Here is a 15720-nt window from a genome sequence, read left to right as displayed (position 1 = left end):
TAGCGGCGGGGCATGCCCTCGACGCCGAGCCAGTGCTGGACGAGGAAGGTGGTGTGGAAGCCGACGAAGAGCGTCCAGAAAGTGATCTTGCCGAGGCGCTCGTCGAGCATCTTCCCCGTGAACTTGGGCCACCAGAAATGGAATCCGGCGAAGGCGGCGAAGACGACGGTGCCGAAGACCACGTAGTGGAAGTGCGCGACGACGAAGTACGTGTCCGAGACGTGGAAGTCCATCGGCGGCGACGCGAGGAGCACCCCCGTGAGTCCGCCGAAGAGGAAGGTCACGAGGAAGCCGGTCGACCAGAGCATCGGCGTCTCGAAGCTCAGCGACCCCTTCCACATCGTGCCGATCCAGTTGAAGAACTTCACCCCCGTCGGCACCGCGATGAGGAACGACATGAGCGAGAAGAAGGGGAGCAACACCCCTCCCGTGACGAACATGTGGTGGGCCCAGACCGTCACCGAGAGGCCCGTGATCGCGACCGTCGCCCCGACGAGGCCGACGTACCCGAAGATCGGTTTGCGGCTGAAGACGGGGATGACCTCGGTGACGATCCCGAAGAACGGCAGCGCGATGATGTAGACCTCGGGATGCCCGAAGAACCAGAAGAGGTGCTGCCAGAGCAGCGGCCCGCCGTTCACCGCCTCGAAGATCATCCCGCCGAACTTGCGGTCGTACTCCAGCGCCAGCAGCGCGGCGGCGAGCACGGGGAAGGCCATGAGCACCAACACGGCGGTGAGCAGCACGTTCCAGGTGAAGATCGGCATCCGGAACAGCGTCATCCCGGGCGCCCGCATCCCGACGATGGTGGTGATGAAGTTGACGGAGCCGAGGATCGTGCCGAAGCCCTGGAAGGCGAGGCCCATGATCCACATGTCGTGGCCGACGCCCGGGCTGCGGACGGCGTCGGTGAGCGGCGAGTAGGCGAACCAGCCGAAGTCGGCCGCGCCGTTGGGCGTGAGGAAGCCGCCCATCACGATGAGCGAGCCGAAGAGGAAGAGCCAGTACGAGAGCATGTTCAGCCGCGGGAGCGCCACGTCGGGCGCCCCGATCTGGAGCGGCACGATCCAGTTGCCGAAGCCGATGAACGTCGGCGTCGCGAACATCAGCAGCATCACCGTGCCGTGCATGGTGAAGAACTGGTTGAACTGCTCGTGCGAGAGCAACTGGATGCCAGGACGGGCGAGTTCGGCGCGCATCAGCAGCGCCATCACCCCGCCGAGCAGGAAGAAGACGAAGGACGTGACGAGGTAGAGCGTGCCGATCTGCTTGTGATCGGTGGTGGTGAGCCACTGCACCACCACCGACCCCGGCCGCTTGCGCGGCGGTTCCGACTGCTCCCCTGCGACGTTGGGCGGACTCTCCGTCGACGTCATGGCCTGCTCCCTCTGCGGTGGCGGTGCGCGGAGGGCGGCCCCCTGTGCGGGCGGACGCTGTGAGCCGTCGTCCGGGTGTGGGGAGTCGCGCCGCGCGGGACGGAACCATGCATAGCGCGCAGAACACGGAGTTCGTGGAATACCACGCCGAACACCTTTACCGGACATGGATCGACGGCGCGCACCACCCGGCGCGGAGACGCGGAGACGCGCGTCGCCCGGCCCCGGCAAGCCGGGACCGGGCGACGTGACGTTCAGGCGGACTTGCGCCGCAGCAGCCGCACCGCGAGCAGCGTGACGGCGACGCTCCCCGCGACGAGCGCCGGCACCTTCGCCCGCTTCGCGAGGGCCGGCCAGACGGCGGCCCCCATGTCGAGCGCCTCGGGCTCGGCCGCGGTCGACGCCGCGGACCGGGCCGCGTCCGGCGCCGCCGTCCCGGCGTCCGGCCGGGCGCTCAGATGCTTCTGGAGGTTGCCGGCGAACTGCTGCACCAGCCGGTCCCCGACCTCGACGAGGATGCCGCGCCCGAACTGCGCCGGCTTCCCCGTGAGATCGAGGTCGGTCCGCACGCGGACGGCGGTGCCCTCGCCGTCCGGCGTCAACGTGGCGGTGACCGTAGCGGTGGCGGTGCCGCCGCCGCGGGTCTCGCTGCCGCTGAGGTCGAGGACGACGCGCCGGGCCGCCTCGTCCCTGGTGATCGTCCCCTTGCCGCGGTAACTCATCGCCACCGCACCGACCTTGACCTTCACCCGCCCCTCGAAGCTGTTCTCGTCCGCGCGGTCGAGGACGGCGCCCGGCATGCAGGGCGCTATCGCCTCGATGTCGTGGAAGAGTCGCCAGGTCTCCTCCTGCGGCACCGGCACCTGGAAGCTGTGGTCGAGTTGCATGGTCTCTCCGTACGTGCGTGCTCAGGCGGTCGGGACGGCGGGGCGCTCGGCGTCGCGCTGCTCCCCCGCGGAGTCGCGGATCAGGGCGCGGACCCGGTGCGGCGTCAGCGGGCCGCGCCGTACCACCGCACCGTACGGACGCAGCGCGTCCTCCACCGCGTTCGAGATCACAGCCTGCGGCGCGATGGCGCCGCCCTCGCCGAGGCCCTTGACGCCGAGGTCGTTGAGGGTGCTGTGGGTGTGGGTCTCGTCCAGCTCCAGGTCGGGGATCTCCGAGGAGGTGGGGAGGAGGTAGTCCATGTACGTGGTGGTGACGGGCTGGCCGTCGGGTCCGTACGCCATCTCCTCGTAGAGGGCGCCGCCGATCCCCTGTGCGACGCCGCCCGTCACCTGCGCCTCGGCGATCATCGGGTTGACGATGCGCCCCGCGTCGTGGACGACGACGTACCGCTCGATCTCCACCTCGCCCGTCCGGGTGTCGACGTCCACGACGACGGCGTGCGCCCCCGCCGCGAAGGTGAAGCCGGGCGGGCGGAAGTGCGCCGTCTCGCTGAGGTCGGCGCCGAGTCCGTCGGGCACCGTCATCGGGGAGTCGACGAGTGCGGCGAGCGGCAGGCCCTCGGGCGCCTCGCTTCCCGCGCCTTCGTCCGCGGACTTCAGCGGGAGCACGACGCCGTCGACCACGGTCAGCTCGTCGGCCGGCGTCCCGAGGCGGGCGGAGGCGGAGTCAAGGATCTTCTCGCGGAGCAGCCGCCCCGCGCGGTGCGTCGCGTTCCCCGCGGTGACGAGCGCCCGGCTGGCGATCGTGCCGACGCCGAACGGCACCGCGTCGGTGTCCCCGCCGACGACGTCGACGACGGAAGGCGAGACCCCGAGCGCGTCGGCGGCGATCTGCGCCATGCTGGTGCGGTGCCCCTGCCCCTGCGAGGGCGTGCCGAGGTAGAGGCCGACCCGCCCGTTGCGCCGCAGTCGGACGCGCGCCGACTCGAAGGGGCCGAGCCCCGTCGCCTCCAGGTAGACGGCGAAGCCGACGCCCACGCGGTGCCCCTCGCGCTCCCCCGCGCGCTGCCGCTCGCGCACGGCGGGCACGTCGATCCGGTCCACGGCGCGCCGCAGGAGTTCGGGGAAGTCGCCCGAGTCGTACTCCTGCGGGTTGCCCGCGCGGTCGACGAGTCCGGTGCGGTACGGCATCGCCTCGGGCGGTATCAGGTTCCTCGCGCGCAGCTCGGCCGGCTCGATCCCCAGCTTCGCCGCGAGACGGTCCATCGCGCGCTCCATCGCGAAGACGGCCTCGGGGCGCCCGGCGCCGCGATAGGGCGCGGTGTAGGTGGTGTTGGTGAGGACGGCCTTGACGTCGATGTGCACGTGCGGGACGCGGTACGGGCCGAGCAGGTGGCAGAGCGAGTTGTACGGGACGACGAGGCCCGTGATCGTGGTGGCGCCGAAGTTGACGAGGATCTCGTCCCGCAGGCCGAGCAGCCGCCCGTCGGCGTCGGCGGCGAGCGAGATCCGGTGGGTCTGTTCGCGCGCGTGCGCGGTGCCCGTGAGGTTCTCGTTGCGGTCCTCGCGCCAGCTCACGGGGCGCCCCAACCGGTGCGCGGCGAACGGCACGAGGAGGTCCTCGACGTAGAGGACGCCCTTCTGCCCGAACCCGCCGCCGACATCGGCGGCGATCACGTGGACCTGCTCGGGGTCGAGGCCGAGGGTACCGGCGACCGTGTCGCGCACGCGGTGCGGCGTCTGGTGGCTCGACCACACGGTGAGCCGCCCGTCGTATCCGCCGGGTGCGGCGGTGATGCCGCGCGGCTCGATCGGCGAGGCGACGTAGCGGTGCGCCCGGAACTCCTCCTCGACCACGCAGGCCGCCTCGGCGAAGGCGGCCTGCGGATCGCCGACGGTGGTGTCGAGCGCGAGCGCCACGTTGTCGTCCCAGCTCTCCTCGACGCGCGGGGAGTCGGGGCGCAGCGCCGCCTCCGGGTCGACGACGACGTCGAGCGGCTCGTACTCCGCCTCGATCAGCTCCAGCGCGTCCTCGGCGAGGTAGCGGCTGTCGGCGGCGACGAGCGCGACGGGCTGCCCGACGAAGGTGACCTTCTCCTTCGCGAGAAGTGCCATCGGGAGCGCCCGCACCAGCGGATCGAGCGCCTCCTGGAGCCCGGCGGGAACGGCGAGTTCGGCGCGGTTGAGGAGCGGCGCGAGCGCTGCCGTGTCCTCGCCGGTCCAGATCGCGTGGACGCCGGGGAGGCGTGCGGCGGCCTCCGTGTCGAGCGCGGTGATCCGGGCGTGGGCGTGCGGGCTGCGGAGGAAGGCGAGTTCGAGCGTGCCCGGGAGGCCGAGGTCGTCCGCGTAGCGCCCATTGCCGCGCAGGAGGCGGTCGTCCTCGACACGGGGCAGGCGGCGCCCGATCCACGCCTCCTGCTCCGTGCCCGCGCGCGCCGGGGTGGCCTGCTGGATGGTCACTTCTCCTCGCCTGCCTTCCCGTACCGGCCGTCGAGGACCTGCTCGACGGCGGCTCTGATGTTGCGGTAGCCAGTGCAGCGGCACAGGTGGCCGCTGAGCTGGTCGGCGACCTCGTCCTCCGTGGGGCGCTCGGGCGCCTCCACCATGGCGGTGCAGCTCATCACGAAGCCGGCCGTGCAGAAGCCGCACTGCATGGCGTGCTGTTCGTGGAAGGCGCGCTGGACGTCGGTGAGCGGCCCCTCCTCGTCCGCGAGCGACTCGACGGTGCGCAGCGAGGCGCCCTCGCAGGCGACGGCCAGCGTGAGGCAGGAGCGCACCGGTTCGCCGTCGACGAGGACGGTGCACGCACCGCAGACGCCGTGCTCGCAGCCGACGTGGGTGCCGGTGAGCGAGAGCCGTGCGCGGAGGAAGTCGCTGAGCAGCAGCCGGGACTCGACCTGCGCGCGGACGGGGCGCCCGTTGACGGTGAGGTGGAGCTCGTGCCAGGAGGACGGCTCGCTCAGCGGCGGGGCCGCGCTCGGCAGGGGCTCGCGGCTCGCTTCGGTCGTGTCAGTCACCTGTACGCTCCCAGGCTCGGTTGCAGGCGCGGACGAGGAGGGTCTCGGCGGCCTCGCGCCGCCACTCCGCGTCGGCGTGCACGTCGGACGGCGGGTCGAGGCGGGCGCGGGCCGCGGCTCCGGCCGCGGCGAAGGCGTCGTCGAGCCGTTCCGGTCCGTCGGCTGCGAGGAGCGCCTCCTCCGCCTCGGGGAGCCGCAGCGGCCGGGAGCCCGCCGCGCAGAAGACGACGCGGGCCCGTTCGACGCCGCCGGCCTCGGCGCGGGTGAGCAGGACGGCCACGCCGATGGCGGCGAAGTCGCCGCGGCGGCGGGCGAGTTCCTCGAACGCCCAGCCCGTGCGGGGCGGTTGCGCGGCGAACCGGACGGAGGTGACGATCTCGTCGGCCTCGAGCGCGGTGAGGAAGGTGCTGAGGAAGAAGTCGTCGGCGTCGACGGTGCGGGTTCCGGCGGGGCCGCTGAGGTCGAACCGCGCGTCGAGCGCGAGCGCCGCCGTCGGGAGTTCCGCGGCCGGGTCGTGGTGGACGAGGCTGCCGCAGACGGTGCCGCGGTTGCGGATCTGCGGGTGCCCGATGTGCCCGATCGCCTCGGTGAGCAGCGGCCACCCGGCGCTCACCGCGGGGTCGACGGCGACGGCGGCCTGGCGGACCCCCGCGCCTACCCGGAGCGCGCCGTCCCCTTCGACGTCCAGGGTGCGCAGCTCGGGTATGCGGGTGATGTCGACGAGCAACTCCGGTCTGGCGAGCCGCATGTTGAGCATGGGGACGAGCGACTGACCACCGGCGAGGACCTTCACCTCCCGCTCTTCGTCGGCGAGGAACCGCAGCGCTTCGGGCAGGGTGCCTGGCGCCACGTAGTCGAACGGAGCCGGTTTCACGCGACCACCTGTCTCTCCACCGGGCCGCATCAGCTCTGCCGAGTTAACTAAGCCCTAAGATTTTCAGCAACCGTAGACAGCAGAATCGCTCACCCGCCCAAGTGTCAACCCCTACCGAAGGTTTCCTCGCGGAAACATAATGACGACAGACCGGCGGGCGAAGGGAAGGCGGGCAAAGGTGCGTGACGTCCTACAGCAGGCGCTGGCCTGGCAGCGCGACGGCACCACCTTCGCCGTCGCAACCACCACGGCGACGTGGCGTTCGGCGCCGAGGCCGGTCGGCGCCGCGATGGCCGTCAGCTCCTCGGGCGAGGTCGCGGGGAGCCTCTCCGGCGGCTGCGTCGAAGGCGCCGTCCACCAACTCGCGCTCGACGTACTGGAGTCGGGCGAGCCTGCGGTCGAGCAGTACGGCATCACCGACGACGACGCCTTCGCCGTCGGCCTCACCTGCGGCGGCGTCCTCGACGTACTCGTCCGCCCGTTCCGCGCCGAAGAGGCCCCGCTGCTGGAGCAGTTGGCGGCGCAGCAGGCGGCCGGGCTCCCCGCCGCGCTCGTCACCGCCGTCGAGGGCGCCGTGCCCGTCGGGGGCACCCTCCTCGCGTGGCAGGACGCCGAAGGCGGCCGGCACACCCTCGGGGCGCTCGGGACGCCGGAGGCCGACCGCGCCGGCGCGCACGCCGCGTTCGGGGCGCTTGCGGCGGGCGGTGCGGCGCGCACGCTCGACGTCGAGGAGTGCGGCACGCGCGCGGGCGGACGGGCGGCGCTGCTCGTCGAGCCGTACGCGCCGCCGCCGCGGATGCTCGTCTTCGGCGCCACCGACTTCGCCGAGGCGCTCACCAGGATCGGCAGGTTCCTCGGCTACCACGTCGTGCTCTGCGACGCGCGCCCCGTCTTCGCCACCGCACAGCGCTTCCCGTACGCGAACGAGATCGTCGTCGACTGGCCGCACCGCTACCTCGACTCGGTGCGCGACACCCTCGACGAGCGCACCGCCGTCTGCCTCCTCACCCACGACCCCAAGTTCGACGTCCCCGCACTGACGACGGCGCTGCGCAGCCCTGCCGGCTACGTCGGCGCCATGGGCAGCCGCCGCTCGCACTCCGACCGCCTGGAACGCCTCCGCGAGGCCGGTCTCTCGGAACCCGAACTCACCCGGCTCCGCTCGCCGATCGGCCTCGACCTCGCGGGCCACACCCCCGAGGAGACCGCACTCTCCGTCGCAGCCGAACTCGTCGCCTCCCGCTCCGGCGGCAGCGGCACCCCGCTCTCCGCCACCGACGTACCGCTCCACCGGGCCACGGGGCCGGAGGGGTGACTCGTGTCCGAGGCACCGAGCCGCTTCGAGAGCCGGCGGCGGCGATCCGTCGCCCTTGCGTCTCCGGCGGTCCCGACCACCCGGATACTCGAGCGGCGCCCGCCAGCCCGACCGTTCTCCGCGACGAGCAGCGGCAGCCCCGCAGGCAACCGCCGCCCGCACCGAGGCGGTCGGCCCCGCGGCGCCCCGCGCCCTCCCGAGCGAAAGCCCCGCCGCAACGGCACCGGCGCGCAGGACAGGCAGCCATGCCGACGCCTGCAGGACGGCGGGCCGGGCCGGGGCGCGGGGAGGGACGGCCCGGACTCCGCCGAGAAGAGAAGGCTGCCCCGCCGTGGGCGGTCCTCGCAGCACGGAATGCGGCAAACCACCCGGAGTGGGGGCGCGGGCGCGCTCACTCCGCGAGAGGAAAGCGGAACGCGCCCTCGACACCGCCGAGTTGGAGCCAGAGCGCGTCGGGATGGCGTGCCAGGCGCAGGGCGATCGCCGAACACCCGGGGCAGCGCGCGGTGATGCCGGGCCGGGGGCCGTAGACATGGAGTTGGGCGAGGCTGGAGACGAGGCGGCAGTGCGGGCAGCGGCGCAGCGCGGTCGTCGGCTCGACCGCGAAGACCTCCGAGAGCGGCCCCGCGAGCATGTTCCCGTCGAGGTGCTGCACGACCATCGCCTGCTCCTCTCTCCGACCGGCGGCCCTCACCCGAACCGCTCCGTCCGCACCCGCCCGGGAGGCACGCCCTCTTCGACGAGGAGCCCCGCCGCGTGCTCGACGAACCCGGTCGGCCCGCAGACGTAGCAGAGCGGCGGGCCGCCCTCGATCTCCGCGGCGCCTGCGAGGTCCGCGGCCGTCAACCGGCCTGCGGGGCGCGGTTCTTCGGCGGGCGCCTCGCGGCTGTAGAGGAGGCGCGTCCGCACGCCGTCCGCGTCCGCGCCGGGGCGCAGCTCCTCCGCGTACCAGCGCTCGGCGGGCGAGCGGAGCGCGTACAGGAGCAGGAACGGCGACCGTGCCGCCGAACTCCGCCGGGCGCGGACCATCGCCCTCAGCGGCACGATCCCCGAGCCCCCGCCGAGCAGCAGCACCGGCTCCGTACGCTCGCCGTGCCAGACGAACCAGCCCCCGAGCGGCCCCCGCACCTCGACACAGGCGTCGAGCGGCAACTGCCCCGCGAGGTACGGCGACACCTCGCCGCCCTCGACCGGCTGCACGCCGAGTTCCAGGCGGTCCCCCTCGGCGGGCGCGGCGAGGGAGTAGCTGCGGACGGCCTGGTACCCGTCGTCGGCCGTGAGCCGTACGTCGACGTGCTGGCCCGGCAGGTGCCCCGGCCACTCCCCGACGTCGAAGAGCAGGGTGCGCGCGGTCGCGTTCTCCTCCCTGCGCTCGACGAGCCGTGCGAGGTACCAGTGCCCGCGCACCTCAGTCGCTCCGGTTGCGCTGCTCGTGCCAGGGGTCGCCGTACATGTGGTAGCCGACCGACTCCCAGAACCCCGGCTCGTCGCGGTCGAGCAGCCGGAGCCCCGACACCCACTTCGCGGACTTCCAGAAGTAGAGGTGCGGCACGAGGAGCCGCGCCGGGCCGCCGTGCTCGGGTGGGAGCGGGAGGCCGTCGAAGGTGTGCACGATCCACGCCTTTCCCCCGGTGAGGTCGGCGAGCGGCAGGTTGGTCGTGTAGCCGCCGTAGGACTCGGCCATGACGTGGCTCGCGCTCGTGTCCACGCCTTCCAGCAGGACGTCGACGGAGACGCCGCACCAGCTCGTGTCCCACTTCGTCCACCGGGTGACGCAGTGGATGTCGACGGTCGGCTCCTCCTGCGGGAGGTCGCCGAAGCCGGTCCAGTCCCAGGTGCGCAGCCGCTCGCCGTCGGTGCCCGTGAGCGCGAACTCCCATGCGGACGTGGGGATGTCGGGCGTCGGCCCGGCGGAGAGGACGGGGAACTGCTCGGTCGGGTACTGCCCGGGCGGTAGCCGGTCGCTGCGCGGGCGGGTGTGGCCGTGGAAGCCGGGGGAGAGGGTGTTCACGCTGCTCGCCTCGCTCGTGGACGTCGGGCGGGCGGCGCTCTCGTGACGCCGCCGCCCCTCCAGCGTCCTGCGGTGCACGCACGTCGCAACTCGGCGGCTCCGGGACGCCCTGGGAGTGCGGCTTGCGTACACACAGGACACAATGCCCAAATCACACTTTCAGTTATTAAGCGGCCTTACCGTGAGCGAAAGATCGTCTTCCCTGGAGTCGACCATGCCGCTCAGCCCAGCGGGGCCGTCCCACCGCGCCCGCTCCTCCCGCCGCCCACCTCGTCGCCGACGCCCCCACCGCGGCACGCTCCTCGTCGTCACCGCCCTGCTCGCCGCGCTCACCGGCACCGCGACGCCGGCGCTCACCACCACCGCACAGGGCAGCGCACCAGGAACGGTCCCCTCCCCCACGGCGACGACCTCGGTGATCACCGTCAGGACCGGCGGCGACCGGAGCGCCCCCGAGGAGGTCGCCCCGCTCGCCGGCGTGCAGCTCCAGCTCGTCGACCCCGCGACCGACCAGCCCGTCGGCGAGCCCTGGTCGACCTGCGTCTCCGACGGCGACGGCGACTGCAACTTCGTCGTCCCCGACACCCGGGACGGCGGGGCCAACGCGGGCCGCGAGTTCGTGGTCCGGCAGGTCGAGGAGGGGGTACCGCCGGGCTGGTACACCAACCCCGAACTCCGCACCGGCAGGGGCAGCGGCTCCCAGTCGGTGGCCCGCCCGTACGAGTTCGACACGCCGGCGATGGCGGCGGGCGAGACGTACCGCTCCACGGACGAGTTCATGTACAGCGACGACCGGCTGGACTGGAAGATGTCGGGCGGCATCTGGCAGCAGTCCCGGAACAACCCGGCGCTCCCCCAGAAGTGCGGTCTCGACGTGGCCCTCGTGCTCGACGTCTCCTCGTCGGTCGGCAGCCAGCTCCCCAACCTCAAGCTGGCCGCCGACCGGGCCACCGACGGCCTCACCGGCACCGCCTCGCGCATGGCCGTCTACTCCTTCTCCGGCACCTCGCCGAGCACCGGCAACCCGAACCACCCGGAGCTGCAGCCCGTCTCCACCCAGGCAGGCGCCGACGCCTTCAAGGCGAAGTACGCCGACTACCAGCTCGGCAGCGGCACCAACTGGGACCAGGGCCTCTACAAGGTGGCCGAGGCGCAGGAGCACTACGACCTCGTCGTGGTCCTCACCGACGGCAACCCCACCCGCTGGTCCACCGAGCCGCTCGGCGACGGTTCCCGCACCCACTTCCGCGACGTGGAGAACGGCATCTTCTCCGCCAACGCCGTCAAGGCGAAGGGTTCCCGCGTCGTCGCCCTCGGCGTCGGCACCGGGGTGTCGGGGGTCACCGGACTCAACCTGCGCGCGATCTCGGGGCCCGAGGCGTACAACGGCAGCAACCTCGGCACCGCGGACTACGCGCAGACCTCCAACTACGAGGCGGCGGGAGACGCCCTCCACCAGCTCGCCCTCAGCCAGTGCGACAACTCGGTGACGGTGACGAAGCAACTGGTGCCGGCGCGGAACACCGGCGAGGACGTCTCGGGGGCCCGCCCGGCAGGCGAGGGCTGGACCTTCGACGCCACCACGACCACCCCCGGCATCGGCGGCCTGCCCGACAGCCGGACCACCCGGGGCGACGGGACCGGCTCCGTGGTCTTCTCCCCCGAGTTCCCGACCGGCACCGGCTCGGCCGAGGTGACGGTCGCCGAGACCCAGAAGCCCGGGTACACCCTCGTCACCCAGGGCGGCAACAACGCCGTCTGCGTCAACAAGGACACCGGCGCCGACGTGGACGTGGCCAACGCCTCGGGCACGGGCTTCACCGTCGAGGCCCCCAACGGCGCCGCGGTCTCCTGCACCGTCTACAACAGGGAGCCGCCCGCAGCCGACATCACCGTCGAGAAGAGCTGGCGGATCGACGGCGACGAGTACGCGGAGGGCGACCAGCCCGAGGGCTTCCAGGCCCGACTCACCCTCACGGGGCCGGAGAACGACACCCCCACCGACCAGGAGTGGGGCGAGGCACGCACCGGCTACGCGCGGAACGCGACCGCCACCGTCGACGAGCGCCTGGAGCTCCCGTCCTGGTGCCGCGTCGTCTCGCAGCGGATCACGGAGGAGAACGGCGACCCCGCCGACGCACGACTCCCGTACGAGGCCCGTCTCGTCGCCGAGCACAACACCTACCGCCTCACCAACACCGTCGAGTGCGGCGCCCAGTTGACGCTCGTGAAGCAGGTCGAGGGCGGCGACGCCAAGCCGACGGACTGGGTCCTCCACGCCTCCGGGCCGACGCAGGTCGACGGTGAGAGCGGCTCGGACGAGGTCACGGACGTCCGCGTCGAGCCCGGCGGCTACGAACTCTCCGAGGAGGGCGGACCCGAGGGCTACACCACCTCCAACTGGACGTGCGAGCGCGAGGACGGCGAGGAGGCACCCGTCACGGGCGGCTCCGTCACTCTCGCCCGGGGCACCTCGACGACCTGCACGGTCACCAACACCGCCAAGGGCGACGGAGGTTGGACGGCGGAGAAGCGGAGCGACCCGCCCGACGGCTCGACCGTCGACCCCGGCTCGACCGTCACCTACACCGTCACGGTGCGCCCGGAGAAGGGCACGGCCGGCGAGGTGGCCCTCTCCGACGACCTCTCGCACGTCCTCGACCACGCGACGCTCGTCCCCGGCAGCATCCGCACGACGGCGGGCAAGGCGCAGCTCGACGGTACGGCTCTCAACTGGCACATCCCCGAACTCGGCGGCGAGGAGACGCTCACCTACCGGGTGCGGGTCGACGACGACGCCCACGGGCAGCTCCTCGCCAACGTCGTCACGCCTGGGGACGGCGGCACCTGCGGCGACTGCGAAGTGAAGCTCACCACGGCGCCCCGACCCGGCGGCGGGGCGCTTTCGCAGACCGGCTCCGGCTACCCCATGCTGGCGGCCGCCGGGGCTGTGCTCCTCCTCACCGCGGGAACCGTCTTCGTGACCCGCCGCAAGAGAAGGGCTTCGGGGACGGAGTAGCCCTCCGCTCCCCGAGTCCCGGGCCGGGCACCCGCCGCGGGCGCCCGGCCCGCCTCCGCGGGGGGGCGTTCCGAACCGGAGTGCGAGCGCGAGGAGTTGCGGCACGCAGCCGTCGCCGGACTGCGGTCCGCATGCGATCGGGTGGCCAACGTGCCGCGGTCGGCACAGAGTTCGGAGCCCGGACGACGGGGGTCGTCCGGGCTCCGATCGGGGGACCTCCCGAGGGAGGGGACAGGCTCCGGGAGCTGTCGGGGGAGCCGCTCCCGGAACCGGCCCATTCGCACGGCGCAGCACCAGCGCCGGCGAAGCCGGATCGCGCGTTGCGGCGGCCACCTTGAGCCCCACGGGGGAGTGGCTCACGCTCACGCTCCCGTGTCGACGGGCGCGGAACTCGGTCCGGCCGCCGCAACGCGGCCCGGGGGAGCTGTCGCTCGGGGGTTGCGATCCGTCGACCTGAGCGGCCTCCGGGTATCCAGCTCCACCGGGGACTCCGCGAGACGGATGCGCTCCGTGTTCGCTTCGTCACAGAGAACATTACGTGCTCCGGAGCCCAAGTGGGACCACACAGGGCCCAATTCGCCCGGTCGGAGCGTTCGCGGGCCGCACCCGTAACGCGGTTCACCAACGGGTGACGCGCGGTGCGGCAGTGCAGCTCAGGGCAGGTGCCCGGAAAGGCTCGCGAGGCGGTGCGCTGACGCTCTAGGGGGTCTCACCCGGCGTGTACGGCACCGGAGTTGGAAGTGGAGGTTGACGGATTCACCCTCCCGGGAGGCGGCGGCCGGCGGGGCGCGGGCGAGGAGCGGCGAGCGGGCCGCCTTCGGTGCGATCGTTGGAGTCCGACGTTCCGCTCGTCCGCAGCGCAGAAGGGAATCTTTATGTCCAGCACGAGTTCCGAAGTGGGTCCGACGCCGGCGATCGGCAGGTACGGCGTCTTCCGCTCCCTCGCCGACGTCGAGCCGGACGCCCGCGGCGAGGCGGTGGCCGAACTCGACGAACTCGGGTACGGCGCCGTCTGGCTCGGCCACACGACCGCGGAGGAGGCGGCGCCGCTCGTCGGCGCGGCGCCGCGGATCACCGTCGCGACCGGCATCCACTCCATCTGGCGGCAGGAGGCGGCCGATGCGGCGCGGCACTTCGGCAGGCTGGAGGAGGAGCACCCGGAGCGCTTCCTCCTGGGCCTCGGCGTGAGCCACCCGCAGATGGTGAGCGGCTACCGGCGCCCCTACACCGCGATGGCGGCGTATTTGGACGAGCTCGACGACCCGGCCACGTTCGTCCCGCCGCGCAGCCGGATGCTCGCCGCGCTCGGGCCGCGGATGGTCCGCCTCGCGCGGGAGCGCGCGGCCGGGGCCTTCCCCTACCTCGTCACCGCCGAGCAAGTGGCCGAGACGCGCGCGGCGTTGGGCGAATCCCCCGTGCTCGCCCCGGAGTTGGGCGTCGTCACCGAGGACGATCCCACGCGTGCGCGGAAGTTGGCGCGCGAGGCGCTCTCGGTCTACCTCCAGCTCACCAACTACCGGCGCAACTGGCTGCGCGCCGGGTTCACCGAGGAGGACCTCGCCGACGGCGGGAGCGACCGCCTCGTCGACGCCCTCTTCGCCTGGGGCGACGACGCGCGCGTCCGCGAGCGGTTCGCCGAGTTCCGGGCCGCGGGCGCCGACCACGTCGCGCTCCAGGTCTTCGACGGGAGCCCCACCGGCGAACTGCCGCACCGAGGTTGGCGCGAGGTCGCCCGGCTGCTCGACTGACCGGACGCTAGGCGACCTCGTCGGCGGGGACGTCCTCCACCCGGACCGCGGCGAGCCACAGCGGGAGGAGGCCCTGGAGCAGGAGCAGCCCGACGCCCGTACCCGCCAGGGCGCCGGCGAGGTCGGCGAGGGCGATGCCCGTCGCCGCGAGCCCCGCGAAGGCGACGACGGCCGCGAGCACCACGAGCCGTACGACGCGGAAGGCGAGGCCGTGCACGGCCGCGCGCTCGGCGAGTTGGCGTTCGTCGAGCATGCGGGGGCGGAGTTCGAAGAGGCCGTCCGTCATCGAGTTGAGGAGCCCCGTCAGGGGGATCCACACGAGGAGGGCCGCGGCGATGAGCGCTGCCCACCAGGCGTTGTGGGCGGTGTAGAGGACGACGAGGCCGGCGAAGCCGGCTGCGGTGGCCGCCGTGTGCGCGAGGACGAGCGCGCGGCGGCGGCCGGCGGTCGCGTGGTACGGCTTCGTCCGCGGGTCGTTCATGATGCGGTAGAGCCGCCTGTCCGAGGCGGTGGGCTGCGGTCGTCCGGGTGCGGTCATGGCGAACTCCCCCTGTGCGGTGCGCTGTCGGATTCGGTGCCCTCGTCGCTTCGGCGCGGATAGAGCTCCTCGCTGAGCGGCCGGAAGGCGGTGAGCGAGAAGAGCGCCTCGACCGGGAGGCGGAAGTACTCGGCGATGCGCAGGGCGAGGTCGAGGCTGGGGTTGTACTGCCCGCGCTCCAGGTGGCCGATGGTCTGGTAGTGCGCGCCGACCGCGTCGGCCAACTCCCGTCGGGAGACGCGGTGTTCGGCACGCACCACCGCAAGCCTGTTGTGTACTCGCTCGCTCATGTATAAGAAGTACTACAAGGTGAAGCGTAAACGCAAGGTCTGGGCGGGAAGGAGCATCGCCTCTGGGCCCCGGTTGCGCGGCTGCCCGGCACCACCCGGCGGCCTCCCTATACCGTCGGGGCATGCGGACAGACGGGGAAAAGGCGGGGACGCGGCCGAAACGGCTCGGGCGCAGGGGAGTTGCCGTGGTGGCCGGGGTGACGGCGCTGGTCGTCGTGGCCACCGCTTTCGTGGTCGGGACAGTCCGCTCGGAGGGCTGCTGGACACCGTCCGACGCCACCCTGCGCCTCGCCGAGGAGCCGGCTCGGGCGGCCGCGGCCCTCGACCCGGGCGAGACGCCGGAGATCCCCTCACCCGTGACGGCGCCGGAGACCGACCCCTCGGACACCCGCGTCGGACGGCTCCTCGCCAAGGAGCGCCGCACGACCTGCGAGGGCCCTGCGGCCTCGCACGTCGTCGGCCGGGTCCTCCTCGCGGCCACCACCGGTTCCGACAGGGCGACTTCGCGTCCTCAGCGGCACACGAAGCCGCAGGCGAGGACGGCCGCCGCGGCGCTTCTCGCGCTCGGCGAGCGCGAAGGAACCTACGCGAGCGAGGAGTTCGCGCCGTACGTCGCCAGACTCCTCGCGGAGTACGCCGGTTCGC

13 protein-coding genes and 1 pseudogene are annotated in these 15720 nt (G+C 72.9%); 4 read left to right on the top strand and 10 right to left on the bottom strand.

The genetic code is table 11. The features are described 5' to 3' along the window. The 5 genes from UWG_RS30910 to UWG_RS0124150 all read right to left on the bottom strand — a co-directional run. The coding region (locus UWG_RS30910; RefSeq protein ID WP_016909771.1) for a cbb3-type cytochrome c oxidase subunit I at window positions 1–1376 on the bottom strand (1376 nt) is incomplete at its 3' end. A gap of 254 nt (window positions 1377–1630) precedes the next feature. Continuing rightward, window positions 1631–2263 carry an SRPBCC family protein gene (locus UWG_RS0124165; protein ID WP_016909770.1) on the bottom strand — a complete coding sequence of 211 codons (633 nt, stop codon included), beginning with the start codon at window positions 2261–2263 and terminating at the stop codon, window positions 1631–1633. Window positions 2264–2284: 21 nt separating this feature from the next. Beyond that, on the bottom strand, window positions 2285–4723 hold the full coding sequence (locus UWG_RS0124160) for a xanthine dehydrogenase family protein molybdopterin-binding subunit (RefSeq protein ID WP_016909769.1): 2439 nt from the start codon (window positions 4721–4723) through the stop codon (window positions 2285–2287). Beyond that, window positions 4720–5280, bottom strand: a complete 561-nt coding sequence (locus tag UWG_RS0124155; protein ID WP_016909768.1) for a (2Fe-2S)-binding protein — start codon at window positions 5278–5280, stop codon at window positions 4720–4722. The genes UWG_RS0124160 and UWG_RS0124155 overlap by 4 nt, the downstream gene beginning before the upstream one ends. Beyond that, complete coding sequence (locus UWG_RS0124150; RefSeq protein WP_016909767.1) at window positions 5273–6154, bottom strand: FAD binding domain-containing protein; 882 nt, start codon at window positions 6152–6154, stop codon at window positions 5273–5275. Before UWG_RS0124150 ends, UWG_RS0124155 begins: the two co-directional genes overlap by 8 nt. Before the next feature lie 178 nt (window positions 6155–6332). Here UWG_RS0124150 and UWG_RS0124145 point away from each other — a divergent pair, with 178 nt between their 5' ends. Next, complete coding sequence (locus UWG_RS0124145; RefSeq protein ID WP_016909766.1) at window positions 6333–7469, top strand: XdhC family protein; 1137 nt, start codon at window positions 6333–6335, stop codon at window positions 7467–7469. 391 nt (window positions 7470–7860) lie between these two features. On the opposite strand, the gene UWG_RS0124140 is transcribed toward UWG_RS0124145, so the two are convergent. Genes UWG_RS0124140 through UWG_RS0124130 form a run of 3 tightly spaced genes read right to left on the bottom strand, consistent with a single transcriptional unit; the run spans window position 7861 to window position 9480 of the window. Continuing rightward, entirely contained in the window at window positions 7861–8130 is a 270-nt protein-coding gene (locus UWG_RS0124140; protein WP_016909765.1) for a DUF6510 family protein, read from the bottom strand. 29 nt (window positions 8131–8159) lie between these two features. After that, window positions 8160–8876 (bottom strand): FAD-binding oxidoreductase, encoded by a 717-nt coding sequence (locus UWG_RS0124135; protein ID WP_016909764.1) that lies wholly within the window; start codon window positions 8874–8876, stop codon window positions 8160–8162. A gap of 1 nt (window position 8877) precedes the next feature. Then, window positions 8878–9480: a molybdopterin-dependent oxidoreductase gene (locus tag UWG_RS0124130; protein ID WP_029391729.1), complete on the bottom strand. Its 603-nt coding sequence runs from the start codon at window positions 9478–9480 to the stop codon at window positions 8878–8880. A 214-nt stretch (window positions 9481–9694) separates the two neighbouring features. Here UWG_RS0124130 and UWG_RS0124125 point away from each other — a divergent pair, with 214 nt between their 5' ends. Next, window positions 9695–12499, top strand: a complete 2805-nt coding sequence (locus UWG_RS0124125) for a DUF7927 domain-containing protein (RefSeq protein ID WP_029391728.1) — start codon at window positions 9695–9697, stop codon at window positions 12497–12499. Between the two features lie 875 nt (window positions 12500–13374). Then, window positions 13375–14247, top strand: a complete 873-nt coding sequence (locus tag UWG_RS0124120) for an LLM class F420-dependent oxidoreductase (protein WP_016909762.1) — start codon at window positions 13375–13377, stop codon at window positions 14245–14247. A gap of 7 nt (window positions 14248–14254) precedes the next feature. Here UWG_RS0124120 and UWG_RS0124115 read toward each other — a convergent pair whose 3' ends face one another. Together UWG_RS0124115 and UWG_RS0124110 are read right to left on the bottom strand one after the other, a co-directional pair. Continuing rightward, window positions 14255–14785, bottom strand: coding sequence for a hypothetical protein (locus UWG_RS0124115; protein WP_016909761.1), 531 nt, complete (start codon window positions 14783–14785; stop codon window positions 14255–14257). Next, complete coding sequence (locus tag UWG_RS0124110) at window positions 14782–15075, bottom strand: helix-turn-helix transcriptional regulator (protein WP_029391727.1); 294 nt, start codon at window positions 15073–15075, stop codon at window positions 14782–14784. Before UWG_RS0124110 ends, UWG_RS0124115 begins: the two co-directional genes overlap by 4 nt. 122 nt (window positions 15076–15197) lie before the next feature. Here UWG_RS0124110 and UWG_RS30905 point away from each other — a divergent pair. Next, window positions 15198–15720, top strand: a pseudogene (locus UWG_RS30905) (hypothetical protein); the annotation flags it as partial.

The organism is Streptomyces xiaopingdaonensis (assembly GCF_000262345.1).
Lineage (GTDB): Bacteria > Actinomycetota > Actinomycetes > Streptomycetales > Streptomycetaceae > Streptomyces > Streptomyces xiaopingdaonensis.
This window is presented reverse-complemented; position numbering and strand designations above follow the sequence as displayed.

Coding starts and splice junctions, on each gene's coding strand:
- UWG_RS0124165 (WP_016909770.1), bottom strand. CDS start 2,263: ATGCAACTCGACCACAGCTTCCAGGTGCCGGTGCCGCAGGAGGAGACC.
- UWG_RS0124140 (WP_016909765.1), bottom strand. CDS start 8,130: ATGGTCGTGCAGCACCTCGACGGGAACATGCTCGCGGGGCCGCTCTCG.
- UWG_RS0124125 (WP_029391728.1), top strand. CDS start 9,695: ATGCCGCTCAGCCCAGCGGGGCCGTCCCACCGCGCCCGCTCCTCCCGC.
- UWG_RS0124120 (WP_016909762.1), top strand. CDS start 13,375: ATGTCCAGCACGAGTTCCGAAGTGGGTCCGACGCCGGCGATCGGCAGG.
- UWG_RS0124115 (WP_016909761.1), bottom strand. CDS start 14,785: ATGACCGCACCCGGACGACCGCAGCCCACCGCCTCGGACAGGCGGCTC.
- UWG_RS0124110 (WP_029391727.1), bottom strand. CDS start 15,075: ATGAGCGAGCGAGTACACAACAGGCTTGCGGTGGTGCGTGCCGAACAC.